The sequence below is a fragment of the Parasphingorhabdus cellanae genome (genome assembly GCF_017498565.1).
Classification (GTDB): domain Bacteria; phylum Pseudomonadota; class Alphaproteobacteria; order Sphingomonadales; family Sphingomonadaceae; genus Parasphingorhabdus; species Parasphingorhabdus cellanae.
The window spans coordinates 3388448-3409248 of the sequence record NZ_CP071794.1 but is presented as its reverse complement, the minus strand read 5'-3'; the positions used below and the strand labels follow the sequence as shown (position 1 = coordinate 3409248).

The following is a 20801-nucleotide window of genomic DNA, read 5'->3' as shown; positions in this document are numbered from 1 at the left end:
TGCTGCGGGAAACAGGCCCGATAATCGCAGAAATCCAACCCGCACCAAATTACCCCCGGCTGAGAAACTTCTTTATGCTCCGCGCGGCTTGCCGGATGCGCTGTTCATTCTCAACCAGCGCTAGACGGACATAGCCTTCGCCTTCGTCGCCAAAGCCTGTACCCGGGGCCACCGCTACGCCCGCTTCCGCGATCAGGCGCTTGGCAAATTCCATCGAGCCCAGTTCGCGAAACTGTTCCGGAACCGGTGCCCAGGCGAACATGCTGGCCTCGGGTGGTGGGATATCCCAACCGGCGCGGCCAAAGCTTTCGACCATCACATCGCGGCGCTTTTTATAGAGCGCGCGGTTTTCGTCGATAATATCTTGCGGACCGTTCAGCGCAGCAGTTGCAGCCACCTGTATCGGTGTGAAGGCACCATAGTCGAGATAGGATTTCACCCGTGTCAGCGCGCCGATCAGTTTCTGGTTGCCGACGGCAAAACCCATGCGCCAGCCGGGCATGGAGTAAGTTTTCGACATGCTGGTAAATTCAACCACACAATCCTTCGCGCCCTTGACTTGCAACATCGATGGCGTTGGCACATCGCCATAATAGATCTCAGCGTAAGCAAGATCACTGATAACCCACAGCTTATGCTCGCGCGCAAAATCGACCACCTTTTGATAGAAATCGAGGTCGGCGACATAAGCGGTCGGATTGGACGGATAGCCCATGACCAGCACCGAAGGCTTGGGCACGCTGTAGCTCATCGCATATTCGAGACGCGTGAAGAAATCCGGACCCGGTGCCGCCGGGATCGAGCGGATGGCCGCACCGGCGATAATGAACCCGAACGTGTGGATCGGATAAGATGGATTGGGCGCGAGCACGACGTCACCGGGCGCGGTGATGGCTTGTGCCAAATTGGCAAGACCTTCCTTGGACCCGAGAGTCACAATGACTTCGCTTTCCGGATCGAGGTCCACATCAAAGCGGCGCTTGTAATATTTGGCCTGCGCGAGGCGCAGACCCTTGATGCCTTTCGACGCGCTATAGCGGTGTGCGGTGGGATTGTTGGCGGTTTCGCTCAGTTTGTCGATCACGTGCTGTGCGGGTGTGCCATCGGGATTGCCCATGCCAAGGTCGATAATATCCTCCCCGCGGGCGCGCGCTTCCGCCTTCATCGCGTTCACTTCAGCGAACACATAAGGCGGCAGACGTTTGATGCGGTAGAATTCTTCTGACATGGTTTCTTACATTCCGGTGTTTCGTTTTACGGAACCGCTGCTTTGCGCAACTTTGATAGGAATGTCGAGAGGTTCAGGACAATTTATGGGAGCGGCTGAAAACTCTATTCCCATTCCTTGTGCTCCCGCGCAGGCGGGAGCCTATCTCCCAAGCGCGCGGTAAAACGCCACAGATATTGTCGTCATGATATCTCGCCTCATCGCTTCCCCATTCTGTTGGCCTTCGTTTTATGATCAGGAGATAGGCCCCCGCCTGCGCGGGGGCACAAAATTTTGTGCGAGTGTAGGATTTACACGATCAAAGACCGTTGCCCGCGCATCACAGTCCGGCTTTCACTGCCCTTGATCGCAGTCGACTTGGCCTTGATCGTATCAAGGAAGTGCCAGGTCGACATCGCTTTTTCGGGCGTCAGAGAAACCGTCATATAGCCGCGATTGGATGTGTCACACCATTGCAGCTGATCGTTGGTTTCCTGCACCGCGCGCGCCGCTGTCACCGGGTCTGCACCGGACAGATAGGATTCCAGGCCGGGCGAGGTCACGCTGTGTCCGCCAAATTCCACCCCAGCAGCGCCGCCACTGGTTTCCAGATTAAACGCCCAGCCATTATGGCTGTCACCCGATAACACGATCAGATCAGCATCAGCCTCTTGCGCACCCATCAATGCCCGTTCCCGGGCCTTGGGATAACCATCCCAGCTGTCGAGATTGATCGGAAGACCGACTTTGGATGCCAGTGCGCCTACTGCCACCCGCGCTTTGGCAAAGGCAGGCGCATCATCGGCCAGCCAGTTGACCGCCTCTTGCGGCAGGCGCAATTCGCCCATCACGCATTGCTGGCCCCAAACCTGCCACTTCGTTCCCGATGACCGTGATTTGCGCATTGCTTCAGCGAGCCAGGCCTCTTGCACTGCGCCCAACATTTGCCGCTCGGGGTCCTGCCAAGTGCTGTCGCGAAAAGTCTCCAAGGCGGTCTGAATATCCTCTTGCCCTTGCAAAGCCGCCGCCAAATCCGCTGGCTCGCTGCGCCCGCCGATCCGGCTTTCAGTCAGGAAGAGGGTAGCAAGATCGCCAATCTGATACTCGCTCCAGCGTCCCAAGTTCAGGTCGAGATCCCGCACCGGCATCCATTCCCGATAGACCTGCTCGGCAACGCGCTTGCGCACTTCCCAGTCGCCTTCGGTTTTCGGCTGATGATTTTGCGCGCCGCTCATATGGGCGTCATTGGTGAATTCATGGTCATCCCACATGGCAACCATGGGGTAAAGCTGGTGAACACGCTGCAAATCAGGATCACTGCGGTAGGCGGCATAGCGCAGGCGATAATCCGCCAGTTCGATAATCTCATGCCCCGGATCAATCATCCGGCCGGCCAGCATTTGTTTTTCGGAAGGATAGGTACCGACGGGATATTCATAGAGATAGTCGCCGGTATGCATGACCAGATCAAGATCGCTGCGCTGAGCCGCATGGGCATAGGCATTGAAATAACCAAATGGCAGATTGGAGCAGCCGAACACGCCCAGATTGAATTTCTGGGTCGGCCCTTGCGGCAGAGTGCGCGTGCGGCCAATCATTGATTTGGACCCGTCAGGCGCAACAAAGCGATAGAAATACCATTGGCCGGGCGTCAGGTCGGGCACGATAAATTTCGCAATATGATCCCGGCTTGCCAACGCCGTCACTTCGCCGACCATTTTTGCGCCGGAGAAATCAACATTTTGCGCCATTTCAACGGTCAGCTTGCTCTCACCCCCGCCAACAAATCTGGTCCAGAGCAGCACAGAATTTTGCGAAGGCTCACCACTCGCCACACCGTGCGTAAATCCACGTGCTTTCGCCATGGTGGCATAGGCAGGTGCTGACATTGCGCCGAGGCCAAATGTACCCAGAGCCATTAACTGGCGACGATCAATTTTCATGGTCATAATTTATCCCAAAATTCCAACTGCGAACAGAATGACGAAAAACAATGTCATGCTGATGACAGTAAAGACAAGCAAAGCAGACAGTCTCAGTAGCGCCTCGATCCGCGAGAGTTTATAGGCATGGCGAAGCTGCCGGTACATGTGAAATGGCGGATAGAAGACAAGCAATAGCACCCATATAGCTTGTGAAACACCAAGCGCAGCCAGAATGGCACAAGTGATGAAAAGCAACGACATGAAGCTGATCGAATAGGTCGTGAAAACGGCGTGATCGTAAAAATGATAACCGCGCCGGCCGATAAGAGTCAGCCAAACGAAAGGCAGCGAAATCGGAATCAGCAACCAGGCAAATTTATAGCCATTGGCCTTGAGCTTGTAGAGCAGCAGGTCCGGATTTTCGTTTACGGCTTTGATTCCATCCCTGATCGTCTTGTCCAGGTCCTTCGAACCGGTTGTCACGCTGCTATCATCGTTCAGAACATTGCCCTCTTGAATATCATCAAGGCCGGTTTGCAATTGATCGATCTCTTCTTTGGAAAAATTACCCAGTTCAATCGCGCCGTCACCCAATTTAACCTCAGGATAGGGCGTGTCCTCCCCGGTCATGGTCGCCAGAAGATTGCGCCCTTTCTTCAAATCAAGCAGATCCTGTTGCAATTTCGCCTGATCCGCAGCCTCCGCCGATTCCACCTCGGCTTCCTTTTCTGAAATCTGCCGCTCGATATCGGCCGTTTGCATTACAACGCCCGTATTGAAATCTTTGTTGGTCTCCGATCCGTTGCCGCCCGCAAAGGGATCACCCAGGAAGGAAAAGACCGCAAACATCATGAACACCGAAAACAAGAACAACGCCATGGGAGAGATAAACCGGGCGCGCTGACCGTGAATATAACGCCGGGTCAAGTCCCCCGGTTTCCAGGCCAACAGCGGTAGTGTTCGCCAGAATTTCCCTTCAAAATGTAGGACACCGTGCAGGATATCATGCCAAAATGCGCCGATAGAACGATGGATATGCAGCGGTTGTCCGCAATTGTTACAATAGCTGCCCGTAACCGGCGCTTCGCAATTCAAGCACTTGCCCGAATTCTTTCCGGCCGCATCGCCTCCCTCGCTCTCGACTGCTTTTGCAATCAAAGCACCTTCAATGGCCGTTCCGGCAGCTTCAAATTCCCCCGACATGGCGCAAAGCTTTCGCCAATTTGGCGAATAAGGCAAGCAGCTTTTTGCATCAGCCGCCTGCCCTCCTCACTATGAAAAGTTACATATCCATCGCTTGCGCGACTTCAACGCTGCCATGATCCATTATCGGGCAACCCTTGGCCAATTCGACCGCCGCATTGATATCCGGCGCCTCCACCAGAGAAAAGCCGGAGATAGGGTTACTTCCCCCATTATTAACGACGCCCTTGGCCGAAACGGTTTTGGATGGGCCAGCCGGGTTACCGCCATCAACAACCGCATCACCCATGTCGGCAAGCCACGTGTTCCAGCGGTCCATAGTCCTGGCCCCTTCTTCCGGTGATTCTGGCGCTTGGCCGCCGTGATAGGCAAAGATAAATTTAGGCATTCTCATTCTCCTTTTTTTGGTTTGGGGGGGTAATTAAGTTACAATTTAAACAGCAACTTGATCGACATATTTTTCAAGTTTGGTGAAGCTTGAAGTCCATCCACTTTCATGATTTTGCGCGCTGTCATCATCGGCCAGATTGCGGTGCAGCATCGTAAAATCCGTGCCGCCGTCACCATCGCTTTGGACAGTGAAACGCACTTCGCTCTCGTGCCCACGCTTGTCATCATCGTCATGCCACGCCCATGTGAAGGTGACGCTTTTGCCATGCTCAACCATAAGTATTTCTCCAGTGACTTTGTGGATTCCGCCCTCACTGTTTTTCATGATCGACATCCACGGTCCGGGGCTTGAGAAATCAAGAACATGCTCCGCCAGCGTGATACCTTCTGGGCCCCACCATTTGGTGAGATGCTGTGGCTGCGTCACAAAGTCGAAAACCTTTTCCGGCGGTGCGGTAAAATGCCGCTTCATTTCCAGGTCAGCCATTGTTGTTCTTCTCCTCTTTTTCTTTAGTGCCAGCGTTCAGGGCATGCTCCAACCGATCAAGACTGGTTTCCCAAAATTCGCGATAAGTGATGGTCCACGCCGAAATCTCACGCACCGCTTCCGGCCGCACCGAATAAAGCCGCCGCTGTTTATCCGTTCGTTTCTTGATCATCCCTGCCTCGCGCAGGACCTTTAAATGGCGTGAAAAAGCGGGAGATGAAATCGGTGCGGTGTCGGCTATTTCGCCGGCGCTAAGCTCACCCTCCCGCAGCAAGCGATCAACAATTGCAAAGCGGGTTGGGTCACCCAGTGCGGCAAATATCGGGGAAAGCTGTTCCATAAAATCGCGCGCGGCTCCATTGATTAACTGATTCGTTATTTAACTTAAATGTTATATAAAAAGAGTCAAGCGGTCACGGCCATCAGTTTTTTCGTCGCGCTTTCGCTTCAACCGACACGCAGATGCGACCAGCGGTTACGGATATGATGTGGCAGTATCGTCTTGATAATATATCCAACTGGATCAATTCCTACCGCGTAAATTGGAGTATTATATCGTGACTATATATCGCCTTCCCGTAACCTTTCCGCTGCTTCTGGTCTCTTCAAGCCTACTCTTGTCGGCGCCGGCCTTGGCACAAACACCGCTTCAACAAGCGATGAAAGCACCGACAAACGGACCAGTCTATTCCTATGATATCAGTTATCAAACACCGAAAATATCGGCGGCAGGTCGGGTTGACCCTACCCGCCCAGTCGGCAAGCGGGTTACCGTCAACCGCCCGGCAAAATCGGCTTGGACCAAAGAATTTAAGGAAGCGGTCGCAGAAGCGGAAAAAAACGGCGACAAGGATTTCTGGTGCAGCGCGATGTTCGAGAGTATTCCGGCCAATGCGCGGCTGATCAGCCAGACCGCAGCGACGGCGACTTATGCCTTTAAGCCAAAGCTGAATATGGAAAACAAAGACGATGCAAAATTTACCAAGAACCTGACCGGCACCGTCACCATCGACAAAGAAAATCCGGCTATATTAAGCTATCGCCTGACCGCTCCGAAATCGTTCAAGATCAATTTGCTCGCGCGAATAAAGTCGTTCAGTCTTGACCTGCGCTGCGCCAGAGCGCCGGATGGCCGGACCTATGTAAAAAGCTCTGAAGTCAAGGTCTCTGGCTCGGCCTTGGGAAAGAACTTTAGCGAAAACCGGTTGCAAAAGCATAGCGGCCTGAGACGGGTATCGCGATAGCCGATGCCAGATCAAAAAATAAGGTCCCGGTGACCAAATTTGCATCGTACAGAAAATTGGATATGATGTTATAACATTACATAAATTTATTGGAGTATTAGTCAAAACGGGAGAGAGAATATGCCAACATATAGACCCACGCACCGGCCAACGTTTCGCCAGCATGGTATCGGCCTTTCGGAAAACCAACCGATGTCGCAGCTGAATATCACACCTCTTATTGACGTGCTTCTGGTCTTGTTGGTTATGTTGATGCTTTCTATCCCGATTGCGACCCATAAAGTCGAGGTCACTCTGCCGCCTCCGATCCCCGGATCAGGTGAGCCGCCGGAGATCAACTTGCTGCGGATAAACAATGCAGGGGTGACCCTTTGGAATGGTGAAGCTGTGACGGAACCGGAACTCAAAACCCTGCTCACGGCGATGGCCAAAGACCCCGACCTGCCGCAGCTTCACATGCAAACGGATGCCAATGCCCGCTATGAAATATTTGACCACACGATCGCGACCGTCAAACGCTCTGGTGTTCAAGCCATTGGATTTATCGGAAACAGCCAATTTGAAAAATGGGATAGTGGCCTAAATTGACTCCCCTGCTCCGGGCTGACAGATTGGTGTCCTATTAGGGAGACTGTAATGATTGGCCATGAGCTTTTCGACTTTCTGCGGGAACTGGAACAGAATAATGACCGCGACTGGTTCAAGGCGCAGAAAAAGCGTTACGAAGCCGAAGTCGTCGATCCAGTCACCGACTTCATCGCCAATATGGTGCCCCGCGTAGCTGCCATCAGCCCTCACATTACCGTTGATCCCCGCCCCAATGGCGGCAGCCGCTTTCGCATCTACCGTGACACACGCTTTTCGAAAGACAAGAGCCCCTACAAAACCCATGTCGGATGCCAGTTCCGCCATGCAGCGGGGAAAGATGCCCATGCGCCCGGATTTTATGTCCATCTCGGCCCCGGAGAGGTTTTCTTTGGCGGCGGTGTCTGGGGACCAAAAGGAGAAGCCTTGCGCAATATTCGCCAACGCATTGTCGACAAGCCCGCACGCTGGCAAGAGGCCGTTGACGGTATAGACTTGCGCGGCGACCAGCTGGTCCGTGCGCCCAAGGGCTTTGATGCTGATCATCCGCTGATCGACGACCTCAGGCGCAAGAGCTTTTTCAGTTTTCGGGATGCGGATGAAAAGCTTGCAACATCTGCCAAGTTTGAAGACGCGGTCGAGACGCAATTTGAAAAAGTCGCGCCGCTTATGGGCTTTATTGCCGATGCTTTGGGTGTAGAGTTTTAACCCGTCCTTTTCCTATATGCTCAAGCCGCCATCCACAGCGAAAGCTGCACCGGTTGCAAATTTACTCTCATCGGATGCCAGATACACCAGCAGATGCGCAATATCATCGGGCTCGCCCATATGTCCAATCGGCTGGGCCAAGGCAAAGGATTGCTCCGTTGCGGCGGGATCAGGCGTTCCGTCGATCACACTTTGCACGTTGGGTGTCATGATCGTCCCGGGCAGCACCGCGTTGACCCGCACGCCGTTTTTTTCCCTCGCACAATACAGCGCGATGGATTTCGTCAGCATCGGAAGGGCCGCCTTTGCCGAATTATAGGCGACGAGGTCCGCGCTCGCACTGATCGCTGCAGCGGATGAAAAGTTGATCATCGAACCACCGGTCTTGCTCATCAAATCCATCGCGGATTTGCAGCCGAGGAAGATAGAGTCCACATCGACAGTGTAACAGCGCTTGAAATCTTCATAGCTGACATCAGCGATCGAACCGAAAACCGTGACAGCAGCATTGTTAATCAACACATCCAGTCGGCCATATTTCGATTCCATATGCGCGATGACCTCGGCCCAGCGATCAGGGTCAGTCACATCCTGTTCCAGAAACTCCACATCATCACCAAGCGCCTGGGCCGTTTTCATCCCCGCTTCGACATTGTGGTCCGTGATGACAATGCGTGCGCCCTCTTCCACCAACCGGGCTGCGGCGGCCCTGCCCAGACCCATTGCTCCTCCGGTCAGCAATATCACTTTATCCTGCACACGGCCCATAATTCATCTCCTGTAATAGCAGTTTAGCGTCCTACTGCCCCTTCGGAACAGATCGTGGCAATACACAGAATAGATACTGCGCGAATACCATCGTCCTGCACAGTTTTGCCAGTCGCGCTGCCCCCAGTCGCTGATAATATCGGAGCAATTAGGAGATAAATTGTGGCCGTGGAAACCAAACGAAGCTTTTGCCGATTCTGTCATGCGAGCTGTGCGATGCTGATCGATGTGGAGGATGACAAAGTTGTCGCGGTGCGCGGCGACAAAGAAGATCATCTTTTCCATGGCTATACCTGCATCAAGGGCCGTCAGCTCACCGATATGCACAACCTTCCAGACCGGATGATCACTAGCAAAATCCGTCAGGAAGACGGCACGTTCAAGGACATTGCAACGGCAGACGCCTTGGCACTGGCCGGCGCACAGATGAAAAAGATGGTTGAGGAGCACGGCCCTCACAGCATCGCGGTCTATTGCGGCACCAATGCGTTTCAGAATAGCGCTGTTCTAGGGACATCTTACGCCTTTGCGCAGGGCATCGGCTCTCGCAACTGGTACACCAGCGTCACCGTGGATCAGCCCGCCAAGGTTTTTACGACCGCGCGCTATGGCATGTGGATGGGTGGTGGCAATGCCTTTACCGATTCTGACGTAGCCATGTTTGTCGGCAATAACCCGATTGTCTCGCATTATTCCGGCGGCATGCCAACATCGTCTCCATCGCGCGGCCTGCGTGACGCACAGGAGCGCGGTTTGAAGCTCATCGTCGCCGACCCGCGCGTCAGCGACATGGCCCGGCGGGCTGACGTCCATCTTCCTGTGAAACCGGGCGAGGACCCTGCCCTGCTCGCTGGCATGCTCAACGTAATTTTTGAAGAAAAGCTGTTCGACCAGAATTTCGTTGCCGCTCATGTCGACGGCGTTGAGGAACTGGAAGCCGCTGTTAAATCGATGACACCTGATGCGGCCGCCAAGCGTGCCGGGGTGGAAAAGGACGAGCTGATCAAGGCTGCCCGTATGTTTGCTGGCGCCAATAAAGGCCGCGTCGTGACCGGCACCGGTCCGGAAATGGCGGGCAATGGCACGCTCACCGAATATCTGGTGGCATCGCTCAACATCCTGTGCGCGCGCTTCAATCAGGAAGGCGAAAGAGTGTCCGCACCGATGGTGTTCAATCCGGTCAGCGGCGGGCCCAAAAAAGCGCAAGTTGCGCCGCCAGTCCCCATGTTTGGCGAAGGCTTTCCCAAATCCCGCATCCGCGGTCTGGGTCATCTCGGCAAGGAAATGCCTTGCAATGTCCTTGCGGATGAAATCCTCACGCCGGGCGACGGTCAGATCAAGGCGCTGATCTCGATTGGCGGCAATCCCGAAATTGCTTTCCCCGACCAACATAAAGTCCGCCGCGCACTCGAAGAATGCGAATTATTTATTCAGGTCGATCCTTGGATGTCCGCCAGCGCCAAGCGCGCCGACATCATCCTGGCGCCCAGCATGTGTCTGGAACGCGAAGACATTAACAACGTCTCTGATGCCTTTACCGAAGAGGCTTATGCCCATTATACCGAAGCCATGGTCTCGGCCCCAGGCGACACGATGGACGAATATGAAATGCTCTGGTGGCTGGCCAAGCATATGGGCATCGAAATGAACTATCCCGGCGGTTCCGTATCGATGGATGAATGTCCCGACAAAGCAACCGTGCTTGATTTGATTTCAGAGGGCTCGCTGCTCAAACCCAGTAAGGCGAAAGCGGATGCCGCGGCACTGGAACGTAAAGGCGCGGCAATTACCTATGATGAACTACACCCGGTTGTCGGCCCTGCCGATCCGGACAGCGAGAACCGCTTTGACCTGAACGCTGGCGCGATGCCAAGCGAGCTCATCGATTATGCGGCCAATGATCCGGTCAAAAACGGCTTTGACTTCCGCTTGATATCCCGCCGGTCCAAGCACCGTTATAACAGCAATGGCCATCCTTTCCCTAAACTGGTCGAGAAAATGCCGACCAACCCGGCCTTCATCAATCCCGATGATATGGCGAAGGCTGGCATCAGCGATGGCGCGATTATCGAAATCACATCGCCGACTGCCTCAATTTTCGGAATGGCCAAAGCGGACGAAAAAGTTCGCCCAGGTGTGATTTCGATGAGCCATGCCTTTGGTGATAGCGAGGCGGGCAAGGATGACGTGATGACCAAGGGCGGCTCGACCAACCGGCTGATTGTCGATGATAACTGGCTCGACCCGATTACCGGCCAAGCCGTACAAAGCGCGATACCGGTGCGGGTGAACGCAGCTTAGGTCTATCGTGTCTTTACAGTGTCGGTACCAGGCATCTTGAGCTGGCTTGTTGCCTGAAGCTTGTCTGTCGCCGGCAAAGACTTCAAATTTCCATCTTTTTCAGCAATTTTTGGCAGATTCCCGTGCGGGATGACAGGATTAAACGATCGTCTATGTAAAATCTGTGACTTTGATGCACCACATGCCCCTTAGGGCGGTTCACAAACCTGAAATAGGCGCTATACATAGCCGTACATTTTGAAGGCCAATATCGTCGGGGACAGTTTTTTTTGGCTTTGCAATGGGTTCGATAGGTTTTGACCGGTCGAATTTATTTTTCCCTAGAATTCTAATAAAACCACAAGAGGGTTATTTGATATATTTAAAAACGGGCGCATCGCTTGCGGTGATCGCAGCTATGGGCTGTGTATCGGCACAAGCTCAAGAAACAGCAAATAACGAACAGCAAAAAGGCGTGCAGGAAATTGTCGTTACGGCGACAAAACGGTCAGCAGATTTACAGGATGTTGCCGTTGCTGTTCAGGCATTGGGTGAAGAAACACTCGATCAATTGGGCGTAACTGTCTTTGACGACTATCTACAGCAACTGCCCGGCGTTACCGCTGGCGGCGGCGGACCGGGTCAAAGCACGATTTATATTCGTGGTCTGGCTTCTACCACACCCAACCTGACAACGGCTGGTGTTGCCGGTCTGGCTCCCAACGTGGCGCTTTATCTCGACGAACAGCCAGTGTCACAACCAGGCCGTAACCTCGATGTTTACGCGGCTGACCTTGAGCGCGTGGAAGTTTTGTCAGGGCCACAAGGCACTTTATTTGGTGCCAGCTCACAGGCAGGCACGGTCCGCTTGATCACCAACAAGCCAGTCATCGGGCAATTTCAGTTCAAAGCCAAAGCCGGTGTTTCGTTCACCAAAAATGGCGATCCGAGCAACAATATCGAAGCCATGGTAAACATCCCGGTTACAGACCGCTTCGCGATCCGTGCTGTTGGTTATTATGATAATAAAGGCGGCTATATCGATAATGTCGCTGGCACACGCAGCGCTGCCGAAAGTGCGCGTTTCCGGCCAGCTGGTACGATCCGGGACAATGGCGTACCGGTGAATGCCAGTCGTGCCGGTTTGCAAGCCGGCGCTGATCTTAGTGCGGTGAACTTCATTTTGGCTGACAACAGCGCCTTGGTGGAGAATAATTTCAACGACACGCAATATCTCGGTTTTCGGGTCAGCGGTAAATATGAATTTTCCAATGACTGGAGCCTTACCGTTGCCCATGCCCGTCAGGGTCTGGACTCGGACGGCGTATTCTTTGAAGATCCAACCTTGGGTGATCTCGAAATCCAACGCTTTGAGCAGGATGAGATCAAGGATGATTTCAGCAACACCAGCTGGACTTTGGAAGGCCGGATCGGCGCGCTGGAACTCGTTTACACCGGTGCTTATACCGAGCGTGAGACATCACAGCGGGTTGATTATTCCGACTATCTGTTTGTTGGTCAGTATATTCCTTATTATATCTGTGACGGCTCGGTATCCTATCCGGGCGCAGCTCCGACAGGCACCTGTCAGGCACCAAATCTGTTCGTGAACTCTCGAACGGAAACCCAGGCGATGACGCACGAACTGCGTTTCAATACACCGGAAGATTATCCGATACGATTGACCGCAGGCGGTTTTTACAGCGATCTGGAATTGCTGGAACTCAACGATTTTGTCTATCCCGGCAGCACCGCGATTGACTTGTTCGGTGGCTCTTTCCCGCCCAACTTCTCGCAACCCAACGCGTTTATTTCAGACACCAATGCTTATCCAGCGGGCACCATCTTCCGCAACGATGTAAAGCGGACGGACAAGCAATTCGGTATATTTGGTGAAGCCACTTATGATATTTCGGATCAATTCGCGGTCACTTTGGGTGCGCGTTATTATGATGTGGAAGTTGATCTAGAGGGCAGCGCCAACTCGTCTTTCTGTAACTCAAGCGGTGTTGATGAAAATGCATTTGGCACGAATATCAGCGATCTTTATGATGGCGATGGCAGCTTCACTTTCATCGGCAGCTGTAACGACGCCTTGCGCCAGACATTCACGCTGGGCCAATCGGTGGCTGACATTCAGGCCGCCGGTTTGAGCGCAGGTCAGGCCCAACAGGTGTTTAATGCCCTGCGTGCACCAGATAAGGCGGCAACCGATGGCTTCATCTTCAAGGCGAACCTGACATGGACGCCAACCGATGACTTGCTGTTCTATGCAACCTATTCGGAAGGTTTCCGGCCCGGCCTCCTCAACCGCCCTGGTGGTGCAGCGGGGCCGAACGGCTTTACTGTCCCGTTTGAGCTGGATACGGATGATGTCACCAATTACGAAATTGGTTGGAAAACGTCGCTCTTCGACAATCAGGTCCGTTTCAACGGTAACGCTTTCTTTGTGGATATTCAGAATCTGCAAACCACGCTGCTTGATCCAGGCATCACCAATCTGTTCTTCTCGGACAATGCGGCGGATGCGGAAATCAAAGGTGTTGAAGCAGACATCACGATCGCACCTTATGCACTGGACGGTTTGACGGTTAGCGCGGCTTTCTCGATTTTGGATACCGAGATTACCGACGTTCTCACGCCGACCAATGATGTGATCGAAGGGCGCAGCCTTGCCTTTGCACCAGGCTTCCAAGGCAACTTGCGGGCGCGTTACGAATGGAACGCCTTTGGTGATTGGACGGCGCATGTTCAGCCACAGGTTACCCATTCGGGATCCGCTGCGACCGACATTATCGAGATCAACCGGATCACGCTCGACAGCTGGACAACCTTCGGTCTGTCAGCCGGGATCAGCGATGACAAATGGTCGTTCGAGATATTTGGTGACAATCTATCGGACGAACGGGCGCAAGTTAGTGGTAATTTCGTCAATGATCGTTCAAGGATCACCGTCAATCGCCCATTGACTGTTGGCGCGCGGGTTTCCTTCACTTATTAAGGAACAATACAACAGGGGGAGGCTAATCAACAGGTTAGCCTCCCCTTTTTTGAAGGACAGTAAGCCGCGATCATATGTCTGAAACGGGTCTTGATATAGCCGAATTGCTAAAACAGGCGCGCGCTCAAATGTACGAGGGCCGCTTCGAGGCGGCGCTAGGTTCTGCTTCATCTGTCTTGCAGAATGAAGCAGAGAATATCGACGCGCTTTATATGAAAGCCGTTTGTGAGCGCTATCTAGGGCAGAATGAAACCGCCCTTGCCAGCCTCGATCAGCTGAAAAATCTCTCCCCTGATTTTGGCCGTGCCTATCAGGAAGAAGGTCATATTTTCAAAGCCATGGGCGACGCTGAAAGCGCCATGGCCGCTTATCGCCGGGCCTGCATATGCAATCCGGTGCTGCAAGCCAGCTGGAAAGCACAAGCGGATATATTGGAAAGCTGGGGGCGTCCCGACGCCGCTGCGGAGATGCGCGGGCAAGAACAGCGCATTGCCGCCATGCCCAAGCCACTGGTCGCGGTCTCGCATCTGTTGCATGAAGGGAAGCTGATCAAGGCGGAAAATGCCTGTCGCCATTTCTTGCAAACAAACCCCCATCATGTCGAAGCGATGCGATTACTGGCCGATATCGGTGCGCGTTTGGGCATATTGGAGGACGCTGATTTCTTGCTGGAAAGCGCAATCGAATTTGAACCGGATAATATTCAGGTGCGGATTGATTATATTCAAATCCTGCGCAAGCGTCAGAAATTCGCCGAGGCGCTCCAACAAAGTGAAATGCTCTATCGACGCGATCCGGAAAACCCCGTCTTTCAATCGCTTTTCGCCATCGAATCCATGCAGACTGGCGATTATGAGCAAGCCTTGGATTTGTTTGAGAAAGTCTTGCAAAAATTGCCGGATGATCCGGTCACTTTAACCTCCCGAGGGCATGCGCTGAAAACCTTTGGCAGACATGAAGAGGCCGTCCTCTCCTACCAAGGGGCAGTCAAATCAGATCCAGGCTATGGCGATGCTTATTATGGCTTAGCCAATCTGAAAACCTATCGGTTTAGCGACGAAGAACTTAGCCTGATGGAAGTCCAGGAAAAGGGCAACCAGCTCAGCTATCAGAACCGCATCCATATCTGTTTCGCGCTCGGCAAAGCCTATGAAGACCGCAAGGACTATGACACATCCTTTGAACATTATCAGCGCGGCAATGAATTGAAACGCACGCAGTCGCGCTATGATGCCGACCAAATGACAGCGGAACTGAACAGCCAGACCACAGCCTGCACGCCCGCCCTGTTTGAAAAGCAATCCGGCAAGGGATGCGATGCGCCCGACCCCATTTTCATATTAGGCCTGCCGCGCGCCGGATCGACTTTGCTGGAACAGATATTGGCATCACATAGCCAGATTGATGGCACGCTCGAATTGCCCAACATATTGTCGCTCGCCCATCGCCTGCGGCGCCAGAAACAGGCGAGCAATGACTCGCTATATCCTGATAATCTGCACGAACTCGATGCCGACAAATTGCGCGCCATGGGGCAGGAATTTATCGATAGCACGCAGATCCATCGCCAAGACGCACCCTATTTCATTGATAAAATGCCGAATAATTTCCGGCATATTGGTCTGATAAAACTCATTCTACCCAATGCCAAAATCATCGACGCCCGGCGAGAACCAATGGCCTGTTGCTTCTCCGGATTTAAGCAGCTTTTTGCCGAAGGTCAGGAATTTACCTACGGATTGCATGAAATTGGCCGCTATTACAGCGACTATGTGCAGCTGATGGACCACTGGGATGCAGTGCTGCCGGGCGCCGTTTTGCGTGTCCAGCATGAAGATGTGCTCGATGATCTTGACGGGCAAGTGCGCCGGATGCTCGATTATCTCGGCCTGCCCTTTGAACAAGCTTGTATCGACTTCCACCAGACCGAACGCGCGGTCCGCACCGCCAGTTCAGAGCAGGTGCGCCAACCCATTACGAAAGCCAGCGTCGATCTATGGCGCCATTATGAAACACATTTGCAGCCGCTGAAAGATGCGCTGGGACGCAATATATTGGAGCCTCAAGAGTGAGCGGAACAGAAACAGCAGCAGCCGACATAACGGCGGATGTGATCGATACGGATTACGAAACCGATTATGAAGCCGGTCAGGATAACGTCAATCCGTTCGGGCTTGAGATGCACAATCCGGTATTTTTTATCAGCGCTGCGCTGACCATCGCATTTGTATTGCTGACGCTGATCTTCCCGGAAAAAGCCAATACGGGATTGGAAGCGACCAAGGCATGGACGCTGGAACATTTTGACTGGTTCTTTGTCATCGCATCGAACTTCGTTCTGCTTTTTTGCGTTGCGGTTGCCATCTCGCCACTTGGCAAAATTCGTCTGGGAGGACCAGATGCCAAGGCGGAATTCGGAACAGCCTCGTGGATCGCGATGCTGTTCTCCGCAGGCATCGGTATCGGCATGGTTTTCTACGGCTCCGCCGAGCCTGTGGCCTATTACACAGACTGGGGCGGCACGCCGCTTAATGTGGAATCGCGGACACCAGAGGCAATGCGCTTGGCACTGGGCGCCACGGTCTTTCACTGGGGTCTGACACCGTGGGCCATATATGCCGTCATTGGTTTGGCGCTGGCCTTTTTCGCGTTTAACAAGGGGCTGCCGCTAACCATTCGCTCGGCCTTTTATCCATTATTGGGCGAACGCATCTGGGGCTGGCCCGGCCATCTCATCGATATTCTTGCGGTCATTGCCACCTTGTTCGGATTGGCAACGTCCTTAGGTCTGGGCGCGCAGCAAGCCGCAACGGGTATATCCTTTCTCTTCGGCATTGAAGCCAGTTTGACCTCGCAACTTTTGCTCATCGCGGTCATTACCATATTGGCTATTATTTCGGTCATACGCGGCATGGATGGCGGTATAAAATTGCTGAGCAACATCAACATGGTCCTGGCGGCAGCGCTGCTCGCCTTTGTTTTTACAGCAGGACCAACACTGAAAATCTTTAGCGGCTTTGGCACCGCTATCGCGAGCTATGCCGAATATGCCATCCCCTTGAGTGACTGGACGGCGCGCGAAGACAAAGCCTGGTATCACGGCTGGACGATCTTTTACTGGGCATGGTGGGTCAGTTGGTCCCCCTTTGTCGGCATGTTCATAGCGCGCATTTCGCGGGGCCGCACCATTCGGCAATTTTTGACAATCGTCCTCGTCGTGCCTGTTATTGTCGCCATCATCTGGTTCACGACATTCGGCGTTGCGGCCATAGAGCAGATCAAGAACGGTATCGGGCAACTGCCAGCAGGGATTAGCGAAGCGCCATTGGTGCTGTTCCAGATGCTGGAAAATATGCCGATGCCCTACATCGCCTCGTCGCTGGCAATCATTTTGCTGATCGTATTTTTTGTGACTTCATCAGACTCCGGATCGCTGGTCATTGACGCCATAACCGCTGGCGGAAGAACAGACGCACCCGTTGCACAGCGCATCTTCTGGGCGACATTACAAGGCATGGTCGCAGCGGCGCTATTGGTCGGCGGTGGAGCCAGCGCATTGGGTGCGATGCAGGCCGGTACGATTGCCAGCGGCCTGCCTTTCACGCTTGTCCTGCTGGTATGCTGCTACAGCTTGTTCAAAGGATTGATGTCGGAACACATGCTATTGAAGGCCGAACGCGTTGCCACATGATGCCGATTCAATGTCCAAAGCGAAAAAATTTCCCAACAGAACAACAAGAAATCTGGCGGAAATGAAATTTAAAGCCAATCTGTTTCGCTAACCCTTTGCTATCGCCCGATCATTGATGATATAAAAGGGCGAATCTCAACGAAAGGTAAGTCATGAGCCCCCTCAGTAAAATATTTCTCGCCACTGCTGCATTGGCAACAATCACCGCCTGCTCCTCTGAAATGAGCGAGGAAGAACAAGCCATTTATGACGAACGGTTGGAAGAAGAAGCAGGGCCGACCAATCTTACCGCCATTGTTCAGAATAATCCGGACCTGTCCACAGCCAGCACCATGGTTGCTATTTCCGGCATTGCGGTTGACCTGAAAGACGATGGCCCATTCACGGTATTCGTTGCGAATAACGAAGCATTCGACAAAATGGGTCAGGATAAAGTGAACGAACTGATGACGGCGGACGACAAGTCCGAGCTCGCCAGCATCGCCCGATTTGGATTGGTGAAAGGCGATATGAAATCTACCGATATCGCAAAAGCAATCACTGACGGCGGCGGAACCGCCAGTCTGACCACTTTGGAAGGCGGAAATATCACCGCAACGATGGAAGGTGATAGCATTATACTGGAAGACGGCGCTGGCAATAAAGTGAACGTGATCGAAGCCGATATTGAATCAAGCAACGGCACTGTTCATATTATCGATCAGGTGTTGATGCCGAAATAATCGCTATATTTTTGGTTTAAAATTGGGCGTTGCTGATATGTGGAGCTATTCATGGTTTCCATTCATTGGCGTGATAACAGTGCGTATCAGCAACGTCTGGATGACATCTCGAAAGTGAACGTGTCTTGATTGAAGACGCCGGGATGCCAAGAGCTATGTCATGAATTGCGCGTTCCCCAGATAAGAAATCGCACGAGCCAATAACTACAATTGCAACTATATGGCTGCCGATGAACCAAGCGAGGTTTACGCCGGGCCTGCAGATACGCATTGGACCGGTACTTGCGAAGTGCTGTCATTTTCATTTGAATAAAGGAGCCTTTGATTATTATGGTCAGAGGTAATGAGGCCGAGCGACAATGAGCGGGTTCAAATCACTGCTGCTCGGCCTCCGGAGATGCGCTTCTAAAGGGGCATTAGAAGCGCAAGGTCAAACCGCCGAGCACTTGGTTCGAGGCAAGCGATCCTTTATTGTCATTGTGCCGATATTCGACACGAAACGAGGCGTTGCGATTGATCGCATATTCCAGACCGCCGCCGTAGAGCATACCTTTGCCCGTCTCCTTGTCCGTCGCCACAGCCGTGTCGTTTCCTGCGGCAAACCGGCGGACCGTATAGCGGTTTACACCATAGCCAACCCGGCCATAAGCCAGAAGCTTTGGAACAATGGCGATGCCGGCTCTGGCGGAAACGCTTGCGGCCCATTTGGAATCCAGCTCAATCGAACCGCCGCCGGCCAGCGTAGAGCTTAGCGTTTTGCCATTGGGGCTGAAATCGGCTTCGACACCCAACACAAATTCATCAAACTGGGCGTCATATCCAGCAAACCCGCCATAGGATATGCCACTGGTTTTATCATTCAGGCGCGCACTATTGGGGGCCGGTAACAAGGTGTCGTCTATCTTGCGGCGCTCCCAGCCCGCTTGGACGCCAAATTTTACGCCTTCAAAATTTTCATCGTCATTCTGCGCATGCGCAGCCGATGCGCCGCTTAGAACGCCGAAAGCAGCGATAGTGGAAATCAGTAGGGTCTTCTTCATTTTATGTCCTTTCATGACATTTTGGGAAAATTTGGGCGCAAGAATCCTTCTTCGGAAAACAAGGCCCGATGATTGGTTTGTTAAATTTTTGAAATTTCCAGTCGTAACCGACCGGATCAGGTTGCTAGTAAATCTGGTATTTTATCAGCCGACTACAGGGTGTCCGCGGCCACCCATGCAGCGAATGACAATGTTTTTCCGTTCCGTTCGCGTCTCTTCGGTAGCGCCGGCGGCCCCGATCAGTCCGCCCAACAATATGCCGGCTATGGCGCCTTCGACAGAATCATCTTCAATAGCGCCCACTGCACCGCCCACAACTGCACCTGCCAGAGCGGCGGTCTTTGTGTCGCCATTATCATAGCGCTTCGTTTTCGCGAGCGCCTGACAGTCGGCGAGGTCTGCATGATAGACGTCATCCTCATAGCCATCGACGATTGGCCGATATCCGGATGCGGTGTTTGCGCATCCGCCCAGGACAAGGCTGCCACAGGCCATTGCCATGATAGCGCTGGTTTTTTGAATTCTCATTTTTGCGTTCCTCCGTTGAACATTTCGATTGCATATCGCCAGCTACACTCTAAAATCTTTCTGAAACATGAATATTTTTTATTGTTTTACAATATTTTTTATCTGTCATTCAAAAGGTAGTTTCTATGAATCAGAAAGCCAGTATCCAGAACCGGTGGCTTTATCGGACTTTGCGCATTGTTTCCGGGGTGATGACGTCGCTGGTCGGATTGACCATCATCCTGACAGCCATCACGGCTCTAATGGGAGATATGGAGCTATTGCGCGACATGGTTGAGATGGAATCGGACGATCTCAAGCTGGGCTTGGTCTCCCAGATTGCTCTTGTTGTCATATGCAGTCTTGCGGTTTTCACATTTCTGCTGTTGTTCCGATCCATCAATCGGTTTCTAGCGCATGCAGAGAAAGGCGAGCTATTTCTGGACAGTGCGTCCAATGCGCTGTCCAGAATGGGCGTCTCGATGATATTATTATATGTGGTTTTCCTTGGCTTCGACGTGTTGCTGCCGATGCTGATCGAACCCGAGTCGATCCTTCAAAATAGCGTTGATTTCTTTATCTATTTGATCGATCTCAATGCCCTGGGTCTGCTGATCGGCATTGTTCTGATGGCATTGGCGGGGGCGCTGCGCGAAGGACGCGCACTGCAAGATGAGCTGAGGCAGATCGTCTGATGACCATAGAAGTGACCCTTGATGTGATGCTTGCCGTCCGGAAAGTGAAATCCAAAGACCTTGCGGCCCATGTTGGCATTACCGACGCCAATCTCTCCCTGTTAAAATCTGGGAAGGTCAAAGGCATTCGGTTTGAAACGCTTGCCAAAATCTGCGAGTATCTGGATTGCACACCGGGAGACTTATTGCGTTACGTACCCGCCAGTGCTGATGAAGAAAAATAAGTGACGGCTATATGTTTATGCTCGCTTCTGCGCCCCAATCGGACGTTAGCGTTGTTGTAGAGTTACCCTGACCGACGACAAGATAATAGCCGCCACAATCTGCAGTGAATTGAAAAAACTGCAA

General features: G+C 52.9%; 19 protein-coding genes. 10 read left to right on the top strand and 9 right to left on the bottom strand.

From position 1 onward, the window contains the following. Positions 1–49: 49 nt before the first annotated feature. From J4G78_RS16445 to J4G78_RS16420, 6 genes are all read right to left on the bottom strand, one after another. Complete coding sequence (locus J4G78_RS16445; RefSeq protein ID WP_207987581.1) at positions 50–1228, bottom strand: LL-diaminopimelate aminotransferase; 1179 nt, start codon at positions 1226–1228, stop codon at positions 50–52. Positions 1229–1518: 290 nt separating this feature from the next. Then, complete coding sequence (locus tag J4G78_RS16440) at positions 1519–3156, bottom strand: alkaline phosphatase D family protein (RefSeq protein WP_207987580.1); 1638 nt, start codon at positions 3154–3156, stop codon at positions 1519–1521. Positions 3157–3159: 3 nt separating this feature from the next. Beyond that, the gene (locus tag J4G78_RS16435; protein ID WP_207987579.1) at positions 3160–4335 is read right to left on the bottom strand and encodes a DUF3667 domain-containing protein; all 1176 of its coding nucleotides are present in this window, start codon (positions 4333–4335) and stop codon (positions 3160–3162) included. Positions 4336–4414: 79 nt separating this feature from the next. After that, positions 4415–4723, bottom strand: coding sequence for a YciI family protein (locus J4G78_RS16430; RefSeq protein ID WP_207987578.1), 309 nt, complete (start codon positions 4721–4723; stop codon positions 4415–4417). Positions 4724–4768: 45 nt separating this feature from the next. Further along, complete coding sequence (locus J4G78_RS16425; protein WP_207987577.1) at positions 4769–5212, bottom strand: SRPBCC family protein; 444 nt, start codon at positions 5210–5212, stop codon at positions 4769–4771. After that, the gene (locus J4G78_RS16420) at positions 5205–5552 is read right to left on the bottom strand and encodes an ArsR/SmtB family transcription factor (protein ID WP_207987576.1); all 348 of its coding nucleotides are present in this window, start codon (positions 5550–5552) and stop codon (positions 5205–5207) included. The genes J4G78_RS16425 and J4G78_RS16420 overlap by 8 nt, the downstream gene beginning before the upstream one ends. A 217-nt stretch (positions 5553–5769) precedes the next feature. Between J4G78_RS16420 and J4G78_RS16415 the strand changes: the two genes are divergently transcribed. From J4G78_RS16415 to J4G78_RS16405, 3 genes are all read left to right on the top strand, one after another. Next, a complete protein-coding gene (locus J4G78_RS16415) occupies positions 5770–6456 on the top strand; it encodes a hypothetical protein (protein WP_207987575.1) in 687 nt (228 codons plus the stop codon). A 120-nt stretch (positions 6457–6576) separates the two neighbouring features. Next, on the top strand, positions 6577–7044 hold the full coding sequence (locus tag J4G78_RS16410; protein ID WP_207987574.1) for an ExbD/TolR family protein: 468 nt from the start codon (positions 6577–6579) through the stop codon (positions 7042–7044). A 48-nt stretch (positions 7045–7092) separates the two neighbouring features. Then, positions 7093–7749, top strand: a complete 657-nt coding sequence (locus J4G78_RS16405; RefSeq protein WP_207987573.1) for a DUF2461 domain-containing protein — start codon at positions 7093–7095, stop codon at positions 7747–7749. A gap of 12 nt (positions 7750–7761) precedes the next feature. Here the strand turns inward: J4G78_RS16405 and J4G78_RS16400 are convergent, their stop codons facing one another. Beyond that, positions 7762–8517, bottom strand: a complete 756-nt coding sequence (locus J4G78_RS16400) for a glucose 1-dehydrogenase (RefSeq protein WP_207987572.1) — start codon at positions 8515–8517, stop codon at positions 7762–7764. Between the two features lie 162 nt (positions 8518–8679). On the opposite strand from J4G78_RS16400, the gene J4G78_RS16395 reads away from it, so the two are divergent. From J4G78_RS16395 to J4G78_RS16375, 5 genes are all read left to right on the top strand, one after another. After that, positions 8680–10818, top strand: a complete 2139-nt coding sequence (locus tag J4G78_RS16395) for a molybdopterin-containing oxidoreductase family protein (protein ID WP_243457136.1) — start codon at positions 8680–8682, stop codon at positions 10816–10818. Positions 10819–11170: 352 nt separating this feature from the next. Next, positions 11171–13798 (top strand): TonB-dependent receptor, encoded by a 2628-nt coding sequence (locus J4G78_RS16390; RefSeq protein WP_310737227.1) that lies wholly within the window; start codon positions 11171–11173, stop codon positions 13796–13798. 74 nt (positions 13799–13872) lie between these two features. Continuing rightward, on the top strand, positions 13873–15870 hold the full coding sequence (locus J4G78_RS16385; RefSeq protein WP_207987571.1) for a tetratricopeptide repeat-containing sulfotransferase family protein: 1998 nt from the start codon (positions 13873–13875) through the stop codon (positions 15868–15870). After that, positions 15867–17489 (top strand): BCCT family transporter, encoded by a 1623-nt coding sequence (locus J4G78_RS16380; RefSeq protein ID WP_207987570.1) that lies wholly within the window; start codon positions 15867–15869, stop codon positions 17487–17489. The genes J4G78_RS16385 and J4G78_RS16380 overlap by 4 nt, the downstream gene beginning before the upstream one ends. A gap of 152 nt (positions 17490–17641) precedes the next feature. Then, positions 17642–18211, top strand: a complete 570-nt coding sequence (locus J4G78_RS16375) for a fasciclin domain-containing protein (protein ID WP_207987569.1) — start codon at positions 17642–17644, stop codon at positions 18209–18211. A gap of 416 nt (positions 18212–18627) precedes the next feature. On the opposite strand, the gene J4G78_RS16370 is transcribed toward J4G78_RS16375, so the two are convergent. Continuing rightward, positions 18628–19251, bottom strand: coding sequence for an outer membrane protein (locus J4G78_RS16370; protein WP_207987568.1), 624 nt, complete (start codon positions 19249–19251; stop codon positions 18628–18630). A 144-nt stretch (positions 19252–19395) separates the two neighbouring features. Continuing rightward, a complete protein-coding gene (locus J4G78_RS16365; protein ID WP_207987567.1) occupies positions 19396–19779 on the bottom strand; it encodes a hypothetical protein in 384 nt (127 codons plus the stop codon). Between the two features lie 125 nt (positions 19780–19904). Here J4G78_RS16365 and J4G78_RS16360 point away from each other — a divergent pair, with 125 nt between their 5' ends. Both J4G78_RS16360 and J4G78_RS16355 read left to right on the top strand, forming a co-directional pair. Then, positions 19905–20453, top strand: a complete 549-nt coding sequence (locus tag J4G78_RS16360; RefSeq protein ID WP_207987566.1) for a hypothetical protein — start codon at positions 19905–19907, stop codon at positions 20451–20453. Beyond that, a complete protein-coding gene (locus tag J4G78_RS16355; RefSeq protein WP_207987565.1) occupies positions 20453–20677 on the top strand; it encodes a helix-turn-helix domain-containing protein in 225 nt (74 codons plus the stop codon). Before J4G78_RS16360 ends, J4G78_RS16355 begins: the two co-directional genes overlap by 1 nt. The last annotated feature ends 124 nt before the right edge of the window (positions 20678–20801 follow it).